Below are 16,893 nucleotides of genomic sequence, written 5' to 3'. Positions count from 1 at the left end.
CGCCGGGGTGGTCACCGGACCTCGTCGATGCGGACCATGTTGCCCGCGGGGTCGCGGAACGCGCAGTCGCGCACACCCCACGGCTGCTCGGTCGGCTCGGAGACGACCTCGGCGTCCGCAGCCTGGAGCCGCTCGAACGCCTCGTCGAGGTCCTTCGTGGCGAGGATGATCGACTGGTAGGCGCCCTTGGCCATGAGCTCGACAATGGTGCGGCGCTCGGCGTCGGTGACTCCGGGGTCGGCGGCGGGCGGCGTGAGGACCAGCCGGACGTCGGGCTGCGACGGTGCGACGAACGTGAGCCAGCGCATCGCGCCCTCGCCGACGTCCATCGTGAGCTCGAAGCCGAGGAGGTCGCGGTAGAAGCCCAGGGAGGCCTCGGGGTCGGTGTGCGGGAGGAACGTGGTGTGCAGGGTGATGTCCATGCCTCTCACGCTAGGTGGAGGTCGACGGCGGGCGCTTCTCGATTCCTGACCGGTCGGGTGGCCTGCTTGGTCACGCACGACGGCAGCTCGCCCGCGCCCGCCGTGCGGGCGCGGCGCGCGTACTCGCTCGGCGCCATGCCGACGAGCTCGGTGAAGCGGGTGCTGAACGTGCCGAGGGACGAGCTGCCGACGGCGAAGCACACCTCCGTCACGCTGAGGTCGCCGCCGCGCAGGAGTGTCATCGCGCGCTCGACGCGGCGGGTCATGAGGTAGGAGTACGGCGACTCCCCGTACGCGGCCTTGAACTGGCGGCTCAGGTGCCCGGCGGACACGTGCACGCCGCGCGCGAGGGCCTCGACGTCGAGCGGCTGGGCGTACTCGCGGTCGATCCGGTCGCGGACGCGGCGCAGCATCGCCAGCGTGCGCAGGTGCGCGTCCAGGTGCGCGTCGTCGCCACCGGTGCTGGTCATGGTCCCGATCGTAGTTCGCCCCCTCCCCCACGTGGCAGGGCGCCCGTACGATGCGGCCGTGGATCTTCAGCAGCTGGTGGCCTACGTGCGCGCGCACGGGGACGGCGTCGTGTCGACGCTCGGGCCGGACGGCGCGCCGCAGTCCGCGTACCTGGCGCTCGCGGCGACGGACCGCGGGGAGCTGGTGCTCGACGCGCGCGCGTCGTCGCGCAAGGTGGCGAACGTGCGGCGCGACCCCCGGGCGGCGGTCGTCGTCGGCGGCGCGGACGGCACGACGCTGCAGGCCGAGGGTGTGGCGGACCTTCCCGGCGGCGCGGACCGGTCGCGGTGCGCGGCCGCGTACGCCGCCGCATTCCCTCAGTTCGCGGCCTCGCTCGCGGACGACGGCATCGTCGTCGTCCGCGTGAGCCTCACCTGGGCGCGGCACGGGGACTTCCGGGGCGCGGCCGCCGTGATGTCGGACGTCGCGCTCCCCCGCTGACGTCTCGCCCGACGGCTCGCCGCTCGCCCCGGCCGGCGAGGAGCGGCGTCAGCTCCGGGCGACCTCGGCCTCCATCGCGTCGAACTCGGCGTCGACAGCGGCGTCCGACCTGGCGGTCGCCCGGCTGACGAGGACGGCGACGAGCAGGTTCAGCAGGAAGCCGGGCACGATCTCGTACATGGCGTCGCTGAGCGCGGCGACGTTGCCCCACACGAGCACCACGACCGCACCGGTGACGAGGCCCGCGAGCGCCCCCGCCGGGGTGAGCCCGCGCCAGTAGAGGCTCAGCAGCACGATCGGCCCGAAGGCGGCGCCGAACCCGGCCCACGCGAAGGCGACGAGGTCGAGGATGGCGGAGTCGTCGTCGAGCGCGAGGACGGCCGCGACCACGGCGACGGCGAGGACGCCGGCACGGCCGAGGAGGAGCTCGGTCTTCTCCGAGGAGCGTCGCCCGGCGAGGTTGTAGAGGTCCTCGACGAGCGCGGAGGAGCACACGACGAGCTGGCTCGACATGGTCGACATGATCGCGGCGAGGACGGCGGCGAGGACCAGTCCGGCGACGAACGGGTGGAACAGGATCTGGCTGAGGACGAGGAACACGGTCTCGGGGTCGTCGAGGGGCAGCGCGGGGTCGTCGGCGAAGTAGGCGATGCCGATGAGCGCGGTGGCGACCGCGCCGCTGGTGGTGAGGAGCATCCAGGTGAGGCTGACGCGTCGCGCGACGGTCGCCTCCTTGACGGATCGCAGGGCCATGAAGCGCACGATGATGTGGGGCTGGCCGAAGTAGCCGAGGCCCCACGCGGCGGTGGAGACGATGGCGACGATCCCAAGGAACACTCCCTCGTTGCTGAGCCCGGAGAACAGGTTGAACGCGTCGGGGTTGACGGCCCGGGCCTCGTCGACGACGGCCGTGATGCCGCCCATCTGGGTGACGGCGACGACGGGCACGGCGATGAGGGCGGCGAGCATGAGCAGGCCCTGGGCGACGTCGGTGAGGGTGGCGCCGAGGAACCCGCCGAAGAGCGTGTAGCCGAGGGTGACGACGGCGACGACGACGAGCCCGGTGAGGTAGGGCCAGCCGAAGGACGACTCGAAGAACTTCCCGGCGGCGACCATGCCGCTCGAGACGTAGAACGTGAAGAACACGAGGATCACGAGGGCGGCCGCGATGCGCAGGGGCCGGCTGTCGCCCTTGAGGCGCTTGGAGAAGAAGCTCGGGATGGTGATGGCGTTGTCGGAGATCTCGGAGTACGCGCGCAGCCGGGGTGCGACGAACCGCCAGTTGAGCCACGCGCCGATGATGAGGCCGATCGCGATCCACGCCTCGACGAGCCCGGCGGCGTAGATCGCGCCGGGCAGGCCGAGCAGGAGCCAGCCGGACATGTCGGAGGCGTTGGCGGACAGCGCGGCGACCGACGGTCTGAGCCCGCGGTTGGCGAGCATGTACCCGTCGAGGTTCTGGGTGCGGCGGTAGGCGTAGTACCCGATGGCGAGCATGACGAGCAGGTAGAGCACGATCGCGGCGAGCTGGTAGTCCCGGTCCGACATGGCGGCCTCCTGCGGGCTTCGTCGACTGCAGTTCCGTCCTGGGCACGCTACGCCGCACCGGGCCCGACGGCGCCCGCAGGCGTGGGCGCGCCGCCTCCTGACGAGTCGGCAGGGGCGGCGCTCAGCCGAGCAGGCGCGTCTTGGCGCGGGCGTACTCGGCGTCGGTCAGGTCGCCGGCGCGGTGCAGCGCGGCGAGCCGCTCGAGCCGCTCCACGAGGGCCGCTCCCCCGTCGGCGGTGGTGGTCGACGCGCTGGAGGTGCGCACGTGCCACAGGGCGCGGGCGAAGACGCCGGGGCGCCGATCGGAGCCTCGGGCGGCGGTCTGCAGACGGGGGGTGCGGGCCGACGGCGCGGTGCGGTCGTCGATCGTGACGGCGCCCGGGTGGGCGTCGCGCAGCGCGCGGGCGAACCGGACGAAGCGTTCCGCGGACCGGTCGAGCACGACCGCGCGGGTCGTGCCGGGGGCGCTCGCAGCCGGTCCCGCGCCGGGTGCGAGCGCCGCGTGCAGGTGGACGACGACCCCCTCCCCGATCGTGACGGTGACGCGCCCGGCGGGCAGCTCCACGCGCGCGCGCGTGCCGTCGGGCCCGAGGAGATGGAGCCGGGTGCCGTCCCACACGAGGCGTCCACCGGCGACGTGGAACATCGCGGGATAGCGGGGGTCCGGGGCGAACCGTCGGGCGGTGGCACGGTCGAGGTCGACCCGGCGGGCGCTGACGCCGATGCTGCGGCGCGCGGGGCGGGCGGGTGGCTGCTCGTCGTGCGCTGTCGTCATCGTCCGCTCCCCGTGGTGCCCCGGTGCTCCGTCGTGCCGATCGTCCCCGACGACCGCGGGCGGGCGCAAGGCCTGCGGCGCGCCCGCGGTGCGTGCTCGCGCAGGTCAGAGGCCGCCGAGGAGCGCGGTGAAGTCGGGTGTGTCGGCGAACGGGTCCGCGGGGCCGCTGGTGGTGCGCAGCGCGACCTTCTCCGCGAGCTCGCGACCGGCGCGCGCGATACGTCGCGGCAGCCCCCCGCCGGAGTCGCCCTCGCCCGCGGCCCAGTCGTCGGTCGCCGCGAACACCGAGGTGGTGGCGACGTCGGCGCGCAGGTACGTGAACAGGGGGCGCAGCGAGTACTCGAGCGCGAGGGAGTGCCGGGCGGTGCCGCCCGTCGCGCCGAGCAGGACGGGCGTGCCGGTCAGGGCGTCCTTGTCGAGCACGTCGACGAACGACTTGAGGAGCCCGGAGTACGTCGTGGTGAACAGCGGGGTGGTCACGACGATGCCGTCGGCGGCGTACAGCCGGTCGAGGACGCCGGCGAGCTCCCCGGTGGGGAAGCCGGTGAGCATGGTGTCCACGACGGCGTGCGCGTGGTCGCGCAGCTCGACCGTCTCGACCTCGGCGGTGACGCCGAGTGCGCCGAGCTCGCGGACGGCGGCTTCACCGAGACGGTCGGCGAGCAGCCGGGTCGAGGACGGCTTGGACAGGCCGGCGGAGACGACGACGAGGCGCCGGTCGGTGCTGCCGGGGGTGGTCTGCTGGGTCATGCGGTGCTCCTGGTGCTGCTGTGCGTGCGTGTTCTGCTGCTGCTGCTGCGGGCCGGTGGCCCGGGCCGGCCCGACGGCCGGTCACGGGGTGCGATGCCCGCACTCCGTGACCGTACGCCGTCGGGCCGTCGCGTACGGACCGTCAGAGCCCGAAGGCCGCACCGGCGCTCGCGGGCTGCTGCGCGCCGTCGTCGCCCTCGGCGGTCCGCCCCGTCCAGCGGTCCTCGGTGGCGCCGACGTGACCGGCATGGGACTGCCCGGCCGCGCGGGCGGCCGCGACGCGCTCGGCGTGCGTCGGCGGGCCGGACGGGACGTGCGCGGGACGTGCGGCCTCCGCCTCCCGGCGCAGGACCGGCACGACCTCGCCCGCGAGGAGGTCGATCTGCTCGAGGACCGTCTTGAGCGGCAGCCCGGCGTGGTCCATGAGGAACAGCTGGCGCTGGTAGTCCCCGACGTGCTCGCGCATCGCCCCGTAGCGGTCGATCACCTGCTGCGGGGAGCCCACGGTCAGCGGGGTCTCGCGCGTGAAGTCCTCCATCGACGGCCCGTGCCCGTACACGGGCGCGTTGTCGAAGTAGGGGCGGAACTCGTCCCACGCCTTCTGCGAGTCCTTGCGCATGAACACCTGCCCGCCGAGGCCCACGATCGCGGTGTCCGCGGAGCCGTGGCCGTGGTGCTCCCAGCGCTGCCGGTAGAACTGCACCATCTGCTGCGTGTGGCGCATGGGCCAGAAGATGTTGTTGTGGAAGAACCCGTCGCCGTAGTACGCGGCCTGCTCCGCGATCTCGGGGCTGCGGATCGACCCGTGCCACACGAACGGCGGGACCCCGTCCAGGGGGCGCGGCGTGGAGGTGAAGCCCTGCAGCGGGGTGCGGAACTTGCCCTCCCAGTCCACGACGTCCTCGGTCCACAGGCGGCGCAGCAGCGCGTAGTTCTCGACCGCGAGCGGGATGCCGTTGCGGATGTCCTGCCCGAACCACGGGTACACGGGGCCGGTGTTGCCGCGGCCCATCATGAGGTCCATGCGCCCGTCGGTGATGACCTGGAGCATCGCGTACTCCTCGGCGAGGCGCACCGGGTCGTTGGTGGTGATGAGCGTCGTCGACGTCGACAGGACGATGTCCTTCGTCACGCCCGCGAGGTAGCCGAGCATGGTCGTGGGTGACGACGGCACGAACGGCGGGTTGTGGTGCTCGCCCGTCGCGAAGACGTCCAGGCCGGCCTCGTCGGCGTGCTTCGCGATGGTGAGCATCGCGCGCACCCGCTCGGTGTCGTCCGGGGTCCGGCCCGTCGTGGGGTCCGTCGTCACGTCGCCGACGGTGAAGATGCCGAACTGCATGGTGCGCTCCCAGTGTCCTGCCGATCGATGGTCCATGCGTTTGCATGTACATGCGGCCCAACCGGACGCCCCCCGGGTTTGTTCCCGACGGCGTGGCCCACCCGGGAGCGGCGGATCTCACGCCCCGCGAGTTGCGCGGGGCATCGAAACCCGGGAGCCTGGGACGGCGACGCGCCGTGGCGGACCCGGCCCCGACGTCGCGCGGCTCGCCTGGCGGGCCGCGACCGCGACGTTCACCGGACCTTCACCCCGCGTCGGAACACCCCACCACGACACAGCGTTGCGTACTCGTAGACCGGGCACGCTCGCACCCACGGGCCCGCCCGTGCACCCCCGACGATCCTCTGGAGGACACCATGGCCGACCGTTCGCTGCGTGGCATGAGCATCGGTGCGAAGAGCATGGAGTCGGACGAGGGCGTCGACTTCGCGCCCCGCTTCCAGGCGCACTACGACTGCCCCAACGGCCACACCATCATCCTGCCGTTCTCGACCGACGCCGAGGTGCCTCCCGTGTGGGAGTGCCGCTGCGGCGCCGAGGCGCTCCTGCGCGACGCCGAGCGTCCCGAGCCCAAGGCCGGCAAGCCCGCCCGCACCCACTGGGACATGCTGCTCGAGCGCCGCACCATCTCCGAGCTCGAGGAGCTCCTCGACGAGCGCCTCGACCTGCTGCGCGCCGGCAAGCTCCGCCGCTCCGCCTGACGAGACGCGCCCCACGCCCTGGTAGCGCGAGGGCTCGACGCACGAAGGCCCGGTCCCCACGGACCGGGCCTTTCCTGCGCCCGGCGCCGCTACGGCCGCGGTGGGCGTCCCCGCCGCACGACCGCGACCAGCTGTTCCGCGCGCCGTCGGGCACCCCACACGGTGACCTTCCACAGCGCCTCGGCGACGATGGCCCGGCTCATCTTGGACCGCCCCGCCGTGCGTTCGACGAACGTGATCGGCACCTCCACGACGAGGCCCCCGGCCCGGGCGACGCGCCACGCCATGTCGACCTGGAAGCAGTACCCGTGCGACTCCACCGCCGCAAGGTCCATCGCGCGCAGCGCGTCCGCCCGGTAGGCGCGGAACCCGGCCGTCGCGTCCCGCAGCCGCAGCCCGAGGGCCAGCCGCACGTACGCGTTGCCGCCCCGCGAGAGCACCTCGCGGTGCCACGGCCAGTTCTCCACCGCGCCGCCCGGCACCCAGCGCGACCCGATCACCAGGGCGGGCGTCCCGGCCCGGCCCGGCGCGATACCGCTGTCGGCACCGCTCGTGGTGCCGGCCGGGGTGCCGCCCGGGGCCGGGGCCAGGGCGTCGAGGAGCCGCGGCAGCTCCTCCGGGCGGTGCGAGCCGTCGGCGTCCATCTCCACCACGACGTCGTACCCACGCTCCAGCGCCCACCTGAAGCCCGCGACGTACGCGGCCCCCAGCCCGTCCTTGCCGGCGCGGTGCAGCACGTGCACCGCGCCGTCGCGGGCCGCGACCGCGTCCGCGAGGTCGCCCGTCCCGTCGGGCGACGCGTCGTCGACCACGAGGACGTCCGCACCCGGGACCGCGGCGCGCAGGCGCGCGAGGGTCCCCGGCAGGGTCAGCGCCTCGTCGTACGTGGGCACGACGACGAGCACGCGCCCGGGTGCGTCGGTCACCGGGAGCGCTCCTGGCCGTCCGTCGCGGCCACCGAGACGCCGGGCCCGGCGACCGCGCCTGTGCCGGGAGTTCCGGCGGTGCCGGCGGTGAGGCGCCCGCGCCGGCGCTCGCTGACCGACCCGGCGACCCCGGCGACGAAGAGCGCGGTCGCGAGCAGGCCCACGACGAGCCCGGGCAGGCCGCCGGCGCGCACCGACGGCGTCAGGTCGGTGCGCAGCGGCAGGGACGCGACGAGCTGGTCGGCGGTGAACAGGTCCGTGCTCTGCAGCAGGGTCCCGTCGGGCGCGACGACGCCGCTGACCCCGACCGTGGACACCTGGACGGTCGCCCGCCCGGTCGAGATCGCGCGCAGCCGCGACATCGCGAGCTGCTGCGTCGACTCGGCCGTGTACCCGAAGGACGCGTTGTTCGTCGGGACGACGAGCACCTCGGCTCCCGCCAGCACCGCGTCGCGCACGAGCACGTCGTAGGCGACCTCGAAGCAGATGACCACGCCCAGCGGCACGGTGCGGCCCAGGCGCTCGGACGCGAGGTCGACGACCCCCGTCTCGTCCCCGGCGATCATGTCGATGGTCACGCGGTCGACCTGGTCGGAGAAGACCCGCAGCAGCGGGCGCAGCGGCATGTACTCGCCGAACGGAGCAGGGTGCTGCTTGGCGTACCGGTCGACGACGCCGACGCCGGGCTCCCACAGCAGCGCCACGTTGTACCGACCGCCCGTCTCGGGGTACTCCTGCGCGCCGACGAGGATCGGCGCGTCGACCTCACGCGCGGCGTCGTCGATCGCCGCGGCGACCTCCGGCGCCTCCTGCGGGTCGAGGTCCGAGCCGTTCTCCGGCCACAGCACGACGTCGAGGTCGCCCGGCTCCACCTGGTCCAGCAGCGCGACGGTGCCGTCGAGGTGGTTGTTCAGCACCTCCGCCCGGTTCGCGAACGACCCGAGGCCCGGCTCGCCGACGTTGCCCTGCACGGCGCCGACCTCGAGCGTGCCAGCCTGCGCGCGGGTGTCCAGCGGCACGAGGATCGGCGCGGCGACCAGCGCAGCGGCGACGAGCAGCGGCACGACGACCCGGACCGTCCGCCGCGCGCCGTCGTCCGCCGGTACCCCCGACGTGCCAGGCGTCTCTGGTACCCCGGCGTCGCGCCGCCGCACGCCGACGAGGACGGCCGCGACGAGCAGCGAGCCGACGAGCGCGACGAGGAGGGAGACGAGCGCCTCGCCGCCGAGCCACGCCGCACGCCCGAGCGGGGAGTCGACCTGGGAGAACGCGAGCCGGCCCCAGGGGAACCCGCCGAACGGCACCTCGGTGCGGGCCTGCTCGACGCCGACGAACAGCACCGCGAACGCGACCGCCTGCCGGCCGGGCCGGTCCCGCAGCCAGGACCAGCGCCGCGCCCACACCCACGCGGCACCCAGCACCGCGACGAAGCACGCCTCCATGACCGACAGCGCGATCCACGGGACGGTGTCGGTCGCCTCGTTCGCCCACCACAGGTGCGGCAGGAAGAACGACAGCCCCCAGACGAGACCGACCAGGGCGCCCCACCGGGCGTCGTCGCGACGCAGCGCCCAGAACAGCAGCCCCACGCCGACGAAGGCGGCGGGCCACCAGCCCCGGTCGGGGAACGCGGCGTCCGTGAGCAGGCCACCGACGATCGCGAGGAGCAGGGCCAGCGGCCGGGAGACCTGGCCGTCCGCGACACGACGAGGGCTCGGGGCGGGCCGACCGACGCTCGGGTCGGTCGCGGACGCGGGGGCTGGCACGGGGTGCAGGATACGCCACGCGCCTGCGCGGCCACCGTGCAGGGGCGCCCACGGGTGAGGAGCGGACGCCGCGCGCACGGCCCGGTCGATGGGCGCGCGCAGGCGGGTGCGGCGGGCCCGCGCGCCCTTCGGCCCGTACCCCGCCGCCACCGGCGGTGCACGTTTTCTACTGAGCGCGCGGGCCCGGCCAGACACCCGTCACGGCACGCCGAGGGATCGTCGTCGGTGGCTGATCCCCCTGCGGCCGCGGGGGCCGGAACACCCTGTCGAAACTACTCCCGCTCCCCGCGCTGTCAACCGGAACCTGCACCCCTGCCGAGGACGTATCACCCGAACGTGTCGAACAGCACGACGCCGTCCCGCACGGTCTGCTGGCACGTGGGCCGGGGCGCGTCCCCGCCGAGCTCGGGCAGCAGCGGCGTACCCGAGCGGGCGTCCGTGCTCCACGACGACGCGGGACGGCCCAGGGTGCCCTGCACCACGAGGTGCTCCGCGCGCCACACCGCGAGGTGCGCGGGCGCGCCGACGCGCAGCTGCCCCGCGCCCGTGTGGTCCAGGCCCGCGATGCGCCACCCGCCGCGCGTGTGCGCCTGGAACGCCGCGCGCGCCGAGACCCGCTGGTCCAGGTCGACGTGCGACATCGCGGCCAGGACCCCGGCCCACGGGTCGAGCCGCGTCACCGGGGCGTCCGACCCGAACGCGACCGGCACGCCCGCGCCCGCGAGGTCCGCGAACGGGCTCAGCCCTTCCGCGCGCGTCGCGCCCACGCGCGCCGCGTACATGCCGTCCGGGCCGCCCCACGCGGCGTCGAACGCAGGCTGCACGCTCAGGGACACCCCGAACAGCAGGAGCGTCGCCAGCGCCGTCGCGTCGACGAACAGCGCGTGCTCGACGCGGTGCCGCGCGGCCCGCACCGATCCGGCGCCGTGCACGTCCGCCGCCGCCTTGAGCCCCAGCACGAGCTCGTCCATCGCGCGGTCGCCGATGACGTGGAACCCGCCCTGCGTGCCCTCCGCCGCGGTCGCGGACAGGTGGTTCGCGATCTGCTCCGCCGACAGGTACAGCGAGCCCCGCTCCCCCGGCACCGGCGCGTCCCGGTACGGCTGCCGCATCGCCGCCGTGCGGGACCCGATCGACCCGTCCACGTTGAGGTCGCCCGCGATCCCCGCCAGGCCCGGCACGTCCGCGAGGACGGCGCGCGCGTCGTCGGCCGTCGCGCACAGCTCGCCCCGGTACCCCACGACGTGCGCCAGCCCGGCCGCCGGGTCGCGCGTCAGGTCCAGCACCTCGCGCAGCCCCGCACGGGTGTCGATGTGCGGGGCGCTCATCTCGTGCACCGACACGATGCCCTGCTCCGCCGCCGCGCGCAGCGCCGTCCGGTACAGGTCCGTGCGCCGCGCCGGCGACACCTCGCGCGCCACGTCCCGCGCGACGTGGTGCGCCTCGCCCGTCACCCAGCCCGACGCGTCCCAGCCCGGCCGCGCGTCGAGGCCCGCGCGCCGCGCGAGAGCCGTCGACACGACGGCCGAGTGCACGTCCACGCGCGCCGCGTACACCGCCCGGCCGCCTGCCGCGGCGTCCAGCTCGTCCGCCGTCGGGGGGCGAGCTTCCGGCCACGACCGCTCGTCCCAGCCGAACGCGAGGACGACCTCGTCGTCCCTCGCGAGGGCGGCCGCCTTCGCGACCGCGTCGAGCGCGGCGCCCAGCGACGTCACGCCGGCGCTCGCGGACAGGTCGACGCCGGCGAGGGCGAGGCCGATCTCGAACAGGTGCACGTGCGCGTCGACGAACCCGGGCGCGACGAGCGCCCCGTCGAGCTCGACGACCCGGTCGGCCCGGGCGGCGAGCCCGTCGGCGGTGTCGTCGGCGCCGATCCAGGCGATCACGCCGTCGTCGACGAGCAGGGCCTCGGCGAAGGGGTCGGCCGAGGAGTGGATCACGCCACCGCGGTACAAGGTTGAGGCCACAATCCTTCACCATACCGCCACATTCGCGGTGTTCGTGCAGGTGGCCCCGTCACACGCTCGAGTACGCGACCACGCCGCGGCGCAGCCGGTCGATCGCCTGCACCGCGGTGCGCCGCAGCGCCGGTGTCGGTGCGGCGCCCGCCAGCTGGTCCAGCACGTCGATGACCTGCTTGCACCAGCGCACGAAGTCGCCCGCGGCGATCTCCGACCCGCGCAGCACCGCGTCGAGGCTGCGCCCCACGGCCCACCGGTGCACGGCGGTGACGAGGCCGTCGTCGAGCTGGCCCGTCGCCTCCACGCGGTGCGCGCTCTCGAGGTCCTCGACCTCGGACCACACGCGCACGGTCGCGTCGAGCGCGCGCGCGAGCGGACCGTGCGGCCCGCCCGGCACGTTCGGGTCCGTGGGCTCGTCGCGGCGCCCGGAGTACACGCACGAGGAGACCACCGCGGCCAGGGCGGGGGCGTCGAGGTCGTCCCACACACCGCGCCGCAGGCACTCCGCGAGCAGCAGGTCGTTCTCGGCGTACAGGCGTCGCAGCCACCGCCCGTCGGCCGTGACGCGCAGCCCGCCGGCGTGCACCGGTCCGTCGGTCAGGGCGCCGCCGGCGCCGGGTGCCTCGTCGGACGTGTCGCCGCCCGTGTCGCCGGATGTGACGGTGCCGTCGGCGATCGCGTCGGGGCCCGCCGTGCCGTGCGTCTCGGCCCGTTCGAGGTACCCGAGCTCGAGCAGGACGTCGCACGTGCGGTCGAACAGCTTCGCGATCGACCCGGTGCGGCCCTCGACGCGGCGCACGAGCTGGTCGTGCTCCTTCTTGAGCCGGGCCCACCGCTCGGCCCACCGGGCGTGGTCCTCCCGGTCGGGGCACCCGTGGCACGGGTGCGCACGCAGCTGTGCGCGCAGGCGGGCGAGGTCCGCGTCGTCCGCGGCGCCGGACCGCGCGCGCGACGCCTTCCCGGGCCGGCTGCCCGGCTCGTCCAGCGCGCCGAGCGCGTTGCGCAGGCTCGACGCGAGGTCACGTCGCTGCGCCGGGACGCGGGGGTTGAACGCCTTGGGGACCTTGACCTTCGCGACGACCCGGATCCCGCCGGGCGCGTCCGCGACCGTGAGCCTCTTCACGGCCCGGTCCTGCGTGAGCACGGTCGGGCGCGGCCCGTCGAACCCCGCACCCTCCCCGGGGTCGAGCACGACGACGTACCCTGCCCGGCGCCCGGACGGCACCTCGACCACGTCGCCGGGACGCAGCCGCTCGAACGCCGCGACCACCTCGGCGCGCCGCGACCGGCTCGCCGCCCGCGACAGGTCCGTCTCGCGCTGCGCGATGCGGCGCCGCAGCGCCGCGTACTCGCCGAAGTCGCCCCGGTCGCACGTCATCGCCTGCGCGTACCCGTCGAGGGCCTCCGCGTGCGCCTGCGCCTGCTTCGCGAGCCCGACGACGCCGCGGTCGGCCTGGAACTGCGCGAACGACGTCTCGAGCACGTCGCGAGCCCGGTCCCGCCCCACCTGTGCGACGAGGTTGACCGCCATGTTGTAGGTGGGCCGGAAGCTCGAGCGCAGCGGGTACAGACGCTTGGACGCCAGGCCCGCGAGCTGCACCGGGTCGAGGCCGGCATGGTCGACGACGACGGCGTGCCCTTCGACGTCGATCCCGCGCCGCCCCGCGCGCCCGGTGAGCTGGGTGTACTCCCCCGGCGTGACGTCCACGTGCGCGGACCCGTCCCACTTCACGAGCCGCTCCAGCACGACGGAGCGGGCGGGCATGTTGATGCCGAGCGCGAGGGTCTCCGTGGCGAACACGACCTTGATGAGGCCGCGGCTGAACAGCTCCTCGACCGTCTCCTTGAAGACCGGCAGCATGCCCGCGTGGTGGGCCGCGACGCCGCGCGCGAGGGACTCGCTCCACGTCCAGTACCCGAGCACGTCGAGGTCCTCGGGCGGGATCGTCGCGGTGCGCTCCTCGGCGACGCGCCGGATCTCCGCCTCCTCCTCGGCCGACGTGAGCCGCAGCCCCGCGGTCAGGCACTGCGTGACGGCGCCCTCGCACCCGGCGCGGGAGAAGATGAAGTAGATCGCGGGCAGCAGCGCGTCCTCGTCGAGCGCGTCCACCACGGAGAACCGGGACGGGGTGCGGCGCGCGAACCCGGACCGTTCCGGGCCCGGCCGCCGGCCGCCGCGCCCCCGGTAGCCGCGGTCCCCCGCGCCGCGGCGCCCGCCCGGCCCGGAGGTGCCCGAGCGGGGCGCCGCGCGGAACGCGGCGAGCAGGTCCGGGTTGATGGGCGGGTTCACGCCCGGGTCGGTCGGGTCCACGTGCCCCGCGTACAGGTCGAGCAGGTCGGCCCCGAACCCGGGGCGGGCGGCGTGCCGGTCCGCGCCCGTGGGGTTGGCCGACGCGACGAGCACGTGCTGCCACAGCGGCACGGGGCGGCGCTCGCTGACGACGACGGTCGTGTCACCGCGCACCATCTCGAGCCAGTCGCCGAACTCCTCGGCGTTGGACACGGTCGCGGACAGGGAGACGAGCTGCACGTCGTCGGACAGGTGGATGATCACCTCTTCCCATACGGGTCCGCGGAACCGGTCGGCGAGGTAGTGCACCTCGTCCATGACGACGTAGCCGAGCCCGTCGAGCGCGGTGGACCCGGCGTAGAGCATGTTGCGCAGCACCTCGGTCGTCATGACGACGACGGGAGCGTCCCCGTTGATCGTGGTGTCCCCGGTGAGCAGGCCGACGCTGTCGGCGCCGTGGCGGCGCACGAGGTCGGCGTACTTCTGGTTCGACAGCGCCTTGATGGGCGTGGTGTAGAAGGCCTTGCGACCGGTCGCCAGCGCGAGGTGGACGGCGAACTCGCCCACCACCGTCTTGCCCGCGCCGGTGGGAGCGGCGACGAGGACGCCGCGCCCCTCCTCCAGGGCCTCGCACGAGCGCTCCTGGAAGTCGTCGAGCGGGAAGTCCAGGACGCTGCGGAACTCGGCGAGGCGCGTGCGGGACGCGGACTGGCGGGCTCGTGCGGCGGCGTACCGTGCGGCGGGAGAGTCGGCGGACGTGTCAGCTGCCGTCATGGGTTCAGCCTACGGTCCGGCGCCCACCTCGCCGCGCGGCACGACGTGACCGCGCGTCACCGGTCGGAGGCGGTGAGGACGTGCACCGCTCCGGGGGCGATCTCGACACGCAGCGGCAGGGGGCCGAGGTGCTCGCCGTCGGCGAACGCGTGCGGGGGCGTCGCGCCGGCCGCGGTGGGCTCGATCGTCACGACGCGGGCGCGGACCGCGCCGACGCCCGGGTTGGCGAGGTGCCGACCGGCGTACATGCCGGGGAAGATCGCGGCCGCGCCGCGGCGCGTGAACGGTCCGGCGAGCAGGACGTCGAGGAGCCCGTCGTCGACGACCGCGTCGGGCGCGATGCGGATCCCGCCACCGACGCGGGGCCCGTTGGCGACGGAGACGAGCGCGCCCGGGGACTCCCAGACGAGGGTGGGACCGTCGGGTCCGTCACCCGGGAGCAGCGGCGCGCCGGCGAGGACGTCGGGCCACCGGTCCAGGCCCTGTGCGGCGGGGACGCCTGCGAGGGTGACCCGGTACCCGTAGGGGCGGTAGCGGGCGATCTCCCGCAGGGCGGAGCGCGCGTAGCGGGCACGGCCGCGGGGCCACGTGGCGGCGTTGGCGTGCGCGTTGACGGCGGCGTCGACCCCGGCGGACAGCACGCCTGCGTACCAGCGCGGCGGCCTGGAGAGCGGGGAGGTGGCGAGGAGGTCTGCACTGGGGACGGTGACGCGGGCGGCGTCGACGGCGCGCGAGCTGGCGTCGGTGACGGATCGGAGCAGGGCGTCGACGCACGGGTCGACGCGGCCCGTCGGGATCCCGAGGGCGTGCGCGAAGTCGTTGCCGGTCCCGACGGCCACGATCCCGAGCTGGGTCGGCGTCCCGGCGACGGCGTTGACGCCGAGGTGCACCATGCCGTCGCCGCCGACGACGACGAGCGCGTCCACCCCGGGACGGCCGTCGTGGCCGCGGACCGCGGCGTCGGCGGACTCCTGCGCGAGGGCGAGGCTGGGCGCGCTGAGGTCGACGACGTCGTGACCCGCGGAGCGCAGCGCTGCGGCGGTGCGCTCCCCGCCGGTACGGCCCCGGCCCCGGCCGGCGGTGGGGTTGACGACGAGCCCGATCGTGCTCACGGGTGTCCTGCGCGCCGCTCGCGGCGCGGTCGCTGCGCTCGGTTCACAGGGCGAGCCGGGCGGCGTCGCGCTTGTCGACGCGACGGTCGTGCAGGACCGAGACGCCGTACGCGACGAAGTAGAGCGCGCAGATGGGCAGGGCGACGGAGAACATCGTCAGGACGTCCGGGGTGGGCGTCATGATCGCGGCGAACAGGAACGACACGAGCACGGCCCAGCGCCATCCCGCGAGCCAGGTCGAGGCCCGTACGACGCCCATCATGTTCAGCGCGACCATGATGACGGGTACGAGGAACGCGATGCCGAACGCGAGCATGAGGCGCATGACGAACCCGAGGTACATCTGCGCGCCGATGAGGTTCGACGTGTCGGGCGGGACGAACTCGTTGAGCAGCGCGACCGCACGAGGCAGCAGGTACCAGGCGAGAGCGATGCCGGCGAGGAACAGGGGGACGGCCACTGCGATGAACGCGAACGAGTACCGCTTCTCGGCGCTCGTGAGGCCCGGGGTGATGAACGCGAAGAGCTGGTAGAGCCACCACGGGCTCGACAGCAGCACGCCGAGGAAGAGCGAGACCTTGACCTTCATGTCGATCGCGGTCGCGACGCCGTCGAAGTTGAGGCCGATCAGCGCGTCCCGGCGCTCGGCCGCCTCGAGCAGGGGTTCCTGGAGCAGCTGGAAGACCGTGTCGTAGACCATCCAGCCCACGACCGCGCCGAGCAGGATGCCGACGGCGGCGAGGACGAACCGCTTGCGGATCTCGACGAGATGCTCGCGCAGGGGCATGCGCCCGTCGGGGTCACGGGGGTTGCGTGACACCGACTAGACCTTCGGGCTGGTGCCGTCCTGGGTGGACGACGCCGTGCTCCCCGTCACGTTCGTGGTGCCGCGGGGGACCGTGGTGCTGGTGGTGGTGGTGGTGCCGTCGACGGCCGGGGGGTTCGACTCGGGCTTGTCGTCGTCGTCCTCACGGAGGTCCTTGACCTCCTTCTTGAAGATCTTCAGCGACTGGCCGACGCTGCGCGCCAGGTCCGGCAGTCGTCGCGACCCGAAGAGCAGGACGACGAGCAGGATCAGCACGACGATCGTCGCGGGGTGACGGAGGATGTTCACGGGGGGAACCTACTACTCGTTGGCGACAGTGACGACGGACGAAACAGCGAGAAGTGCTCGTCCCGCCATCATAGGTCACGCCCCCGCCGCGGTGCTCCGCCCCGGCGCACGTTCCTGCCTGTCGGTCTCAGGCGTTGAACCGGCGCCACCGTGCCCACACCCGTTCGTCGCGCTGCCGGCGCAGGACGCTCCGCCCGGCCTTCTCGGCGCGCAGGGCGTCGACGCGCTCGCGCAGCACGACGGGGTCGTCGTCCAGCGTCGGGGCCGTGGACGGCTGCTCCGCCTCGAGGCGACGGGCGAGCTCGTCGGCCCGCGCACCCATCTCGCTCGCGACCTGCGAGGCGCGTGCGAGCTCGCGACCCAGTCCCTTCACCGAGCGCCACAGGCGCCGGGCGAGGAAGAACGCGCCGACGAGCGTGCCCACGACGAGCAGCGTCCACACCCAGAACCACATGCCGCTCACC

General features: G+C 74.5%; 16 protein-coding genes. 2 read left to right on the top strand and 14 right to left on the bottom strand.

The annotated features are described in order from the left end of the window. Nucleotides 1–11 precede the first annotated feature (11 nt). Entirely contained in the window at nt 12–422 is a 411-nt protein-coding gene (locus tag AC4H2G_RS15145; RefSeq protein ID WP_494366564.1) for a VOC family protein, read from the bottom strand. Nucleotides 423–427: 5 nt separating this feature from the next. Then, on the bottom strand, nt 428–892 hold the full coding sequence (locus tag AC4H2G_RS15140) for a helix-turn-helix transcriptional regulator (protein WP_494366563.1): 465 nt from the start codon (nt 890–892) through the stop codon (nt 428–430). Nucleotides 893–950: 58 nt separating this feature from the next. On the opposite strand from AC4H2G_RS15140, the gene AC4H2G_RS15135 reads away from it, so the two are divergent. Further along, nucleotides 951–1,373, top strand: coding sequence for a pyridoxamine 5'-phosphate oxidase family protein (locus AC4H2G_RS15135; protein WP_494366562.1), 423 nt, complete (start codon nt 951–953; stop codon nt 1,371–1,373). Nucleotides 1,374–1,421: 48 nt separating this feature from the next. Here AC4H2G_RS15135 and putP read toward each other — a convergent pair whose 3' ends face one another. The 4 genes from putP to AC4H2G_RS15115 form a co-directional block, all read right to left on the bottom strand. Beyond that, nucleotides 1,422–2,921: a sodium/proline symporter PutP gene (gene putP / locus AC4H2G_RS15130; RefSeq protein ID WP_494366561.1), complete on the bottom strand. Its 1,500-nt coding sequence runs from the start codon at nt 2,919–2,921 to the stop codon at nt 1,422–1,424. Nucleotides 2,922–3,042: 121 nt separating this feature from the next. Beyond that, nucleotides 3,043–3,696 carry an SHOCT domain-containing protein gene (locus tag AC4H2G_RS15125; RefSeq protein WP_494366560.1) on the bottom strand — a complete coding sequence of 218 codons (654 nt, stop codon included), beginning with the start codon at nt 3,694–3,696 and terminating at the stop codon, nt 3,043–3,045. Nucleotides 3,697–3,801: 105 nt separating this feature from the next. Next, nucleotides 3,802–4,446, bottom strand: a complete 645-nt coding sequence (locus AC4H2G_RS15120; RefSeq protein ID WP_494366559.1) for an FMN reductase — start codon at nt 4,444–4,446, stop codon at nt 3,802–3,804. Between the two features lie 142 nt (nt 4,447–4,588). Beyond that, a complete protein-coding gene (locus tag AC4H2G_RS15115) occupies nt 4,589–5,785 on the bottom strand; it encodes an LLM class flavin-dependent oxidoreductase (RefSeq protein ID WP_494366764.1) in 1,197 nt (398 codons plus the stop codon). Nucleotides 5,786–6,141: 356 nt separating this feature from the next. On the opposite strand from AC4H2G_RS15115, the gene AC4H2G_RS15110 reads away from it, so the two are divergent. Then, nucleotides 6,142–6,486: an RNA polymerase-binding protein RbpA gene (locus tag AC4H2G_RS15110; protein ID WP_069387551.1), complete on the top strand. Its 345-nt coding sequence runs from the start codon at nt 6,142–6,144 to the stop codon at nt 6,484–6,486. An 89-nt stretch (nt 6,487–6,575) separates the two neighbouring features. On the opposite strand, the gene AC4H2G_RS15105 is transcribed toward AC4H2G_RS15110, so the two are convergent. The 8 genes from AC4H2G_RS15105 to AC4H2G_RS15070 form a co-directional block, all read right to left on the bottom strand. Further along, a complete protein-coding gene (locus AC4H2G_RS15105; RefSeq protein ID WP_494366558.1) occupies nt 6,576–7,412 on the bottom strand; it encodes a polyprenol monophosphomannose synthase in 837 nt (278 codons plus the stop codon). Beyond that, on the bottom strand, nt 7,409–9,178 hold the full coding sequence (gene lnt, locus AC4H2G_RS15100; RefSeq protein ID WP_494366557.1) for an apolipoprotein N-acyltransferase: 1,770 nt from the start codon (nt 9,176–9,178) through the stop codon (nt 7,409–7,411). The genes AC4H2G_RS15105 and lnt overlap by 4 nt, the downstream gene beginning before the upstream one ends. Nucleotides 9,179–9,504: 326 nt before the next feature. Then, complete coding sequence (locus tag AC4H2G_RS15095; protein ID WP_494366556.1) at nt 9,505–11,145, bottom strand: amidohydrolase; 1,641 nt, start codon at nt 11,143–11,145, stop codon at nt 9,505–9,507. A gap of 49 nt (nt 11,146–11,194) precedes the next feature. Then, nucleotides 11,195–14,203, bottom strand: coding sequence for a DEAD/DEAH box helicase (locus AC4H2G_RS15090; RefSeq protein WP_494366555.1), 3,009 nt, complete (start codon nt 14,201–14,203; stop codon nt 11,195–11,197). Between the two features lie 56 nt (nt 14,204–14,259). Further along, the gene (locus AC4H2G_RS15085; protein WP_494366554.1) at nt 14,260–15,315 is read right to left on the bottom strand and encodes a diacylglycerol/lipid kinase family protein; all 1,056 of its coding nucleotides are present in this window, start codon (nt 15,313–15,315) and stop codon (nt 14,260–14,262) included. 43 nt (nt 15,316–15,358) lie between these two features. Then, entirely contained in the window at nt 15,359–16,135 is a 777-nt protein-coding gene (gene tatC, locus AC4H2G_RS15080; protein WP_494366553.1) for a twin-arginine translocase subunit TatC, read from the bottom strand. A gap of 3 nt (nt 16,136–16,138) precedes the next feature. Then, nucleotides 16,139–16,429 carry a Sec-independent protein translocase subunit TatA gene (tatA, locus tag AC4H2G_RS15075; RefSeq protein WP_494366552.1) on the bottom strand — a complete coding sequence of 97 codons (291 nt, stop codon included), beginning with the start codon at nt 16,427–16,429 and terminating at the stop codon, nt 16,139–16,141. Nucleotides 16,430–16,556: 127 nt separating this feature from the next. Beyond that, nucleotides 16,557–16,883 (bottom strand): hypothetical protein, encoded by a 327-nt coding sequence (locus AC4H2G_RS15070; protein WP_494366551.1) that lies wholly within the window; start codon nt 16,881–16,883, stop codon nt 16,557–16,559. Nucleotides 16,884–16,893 lie beyond the last annotated feature (10 nt).

The organism is Cellulosimicrobium sp. BMG9.23 (assembly GCF_059159985.1).
This window is presented reverse-complemented; position numbering and strand designations above follow the sequence as displayed.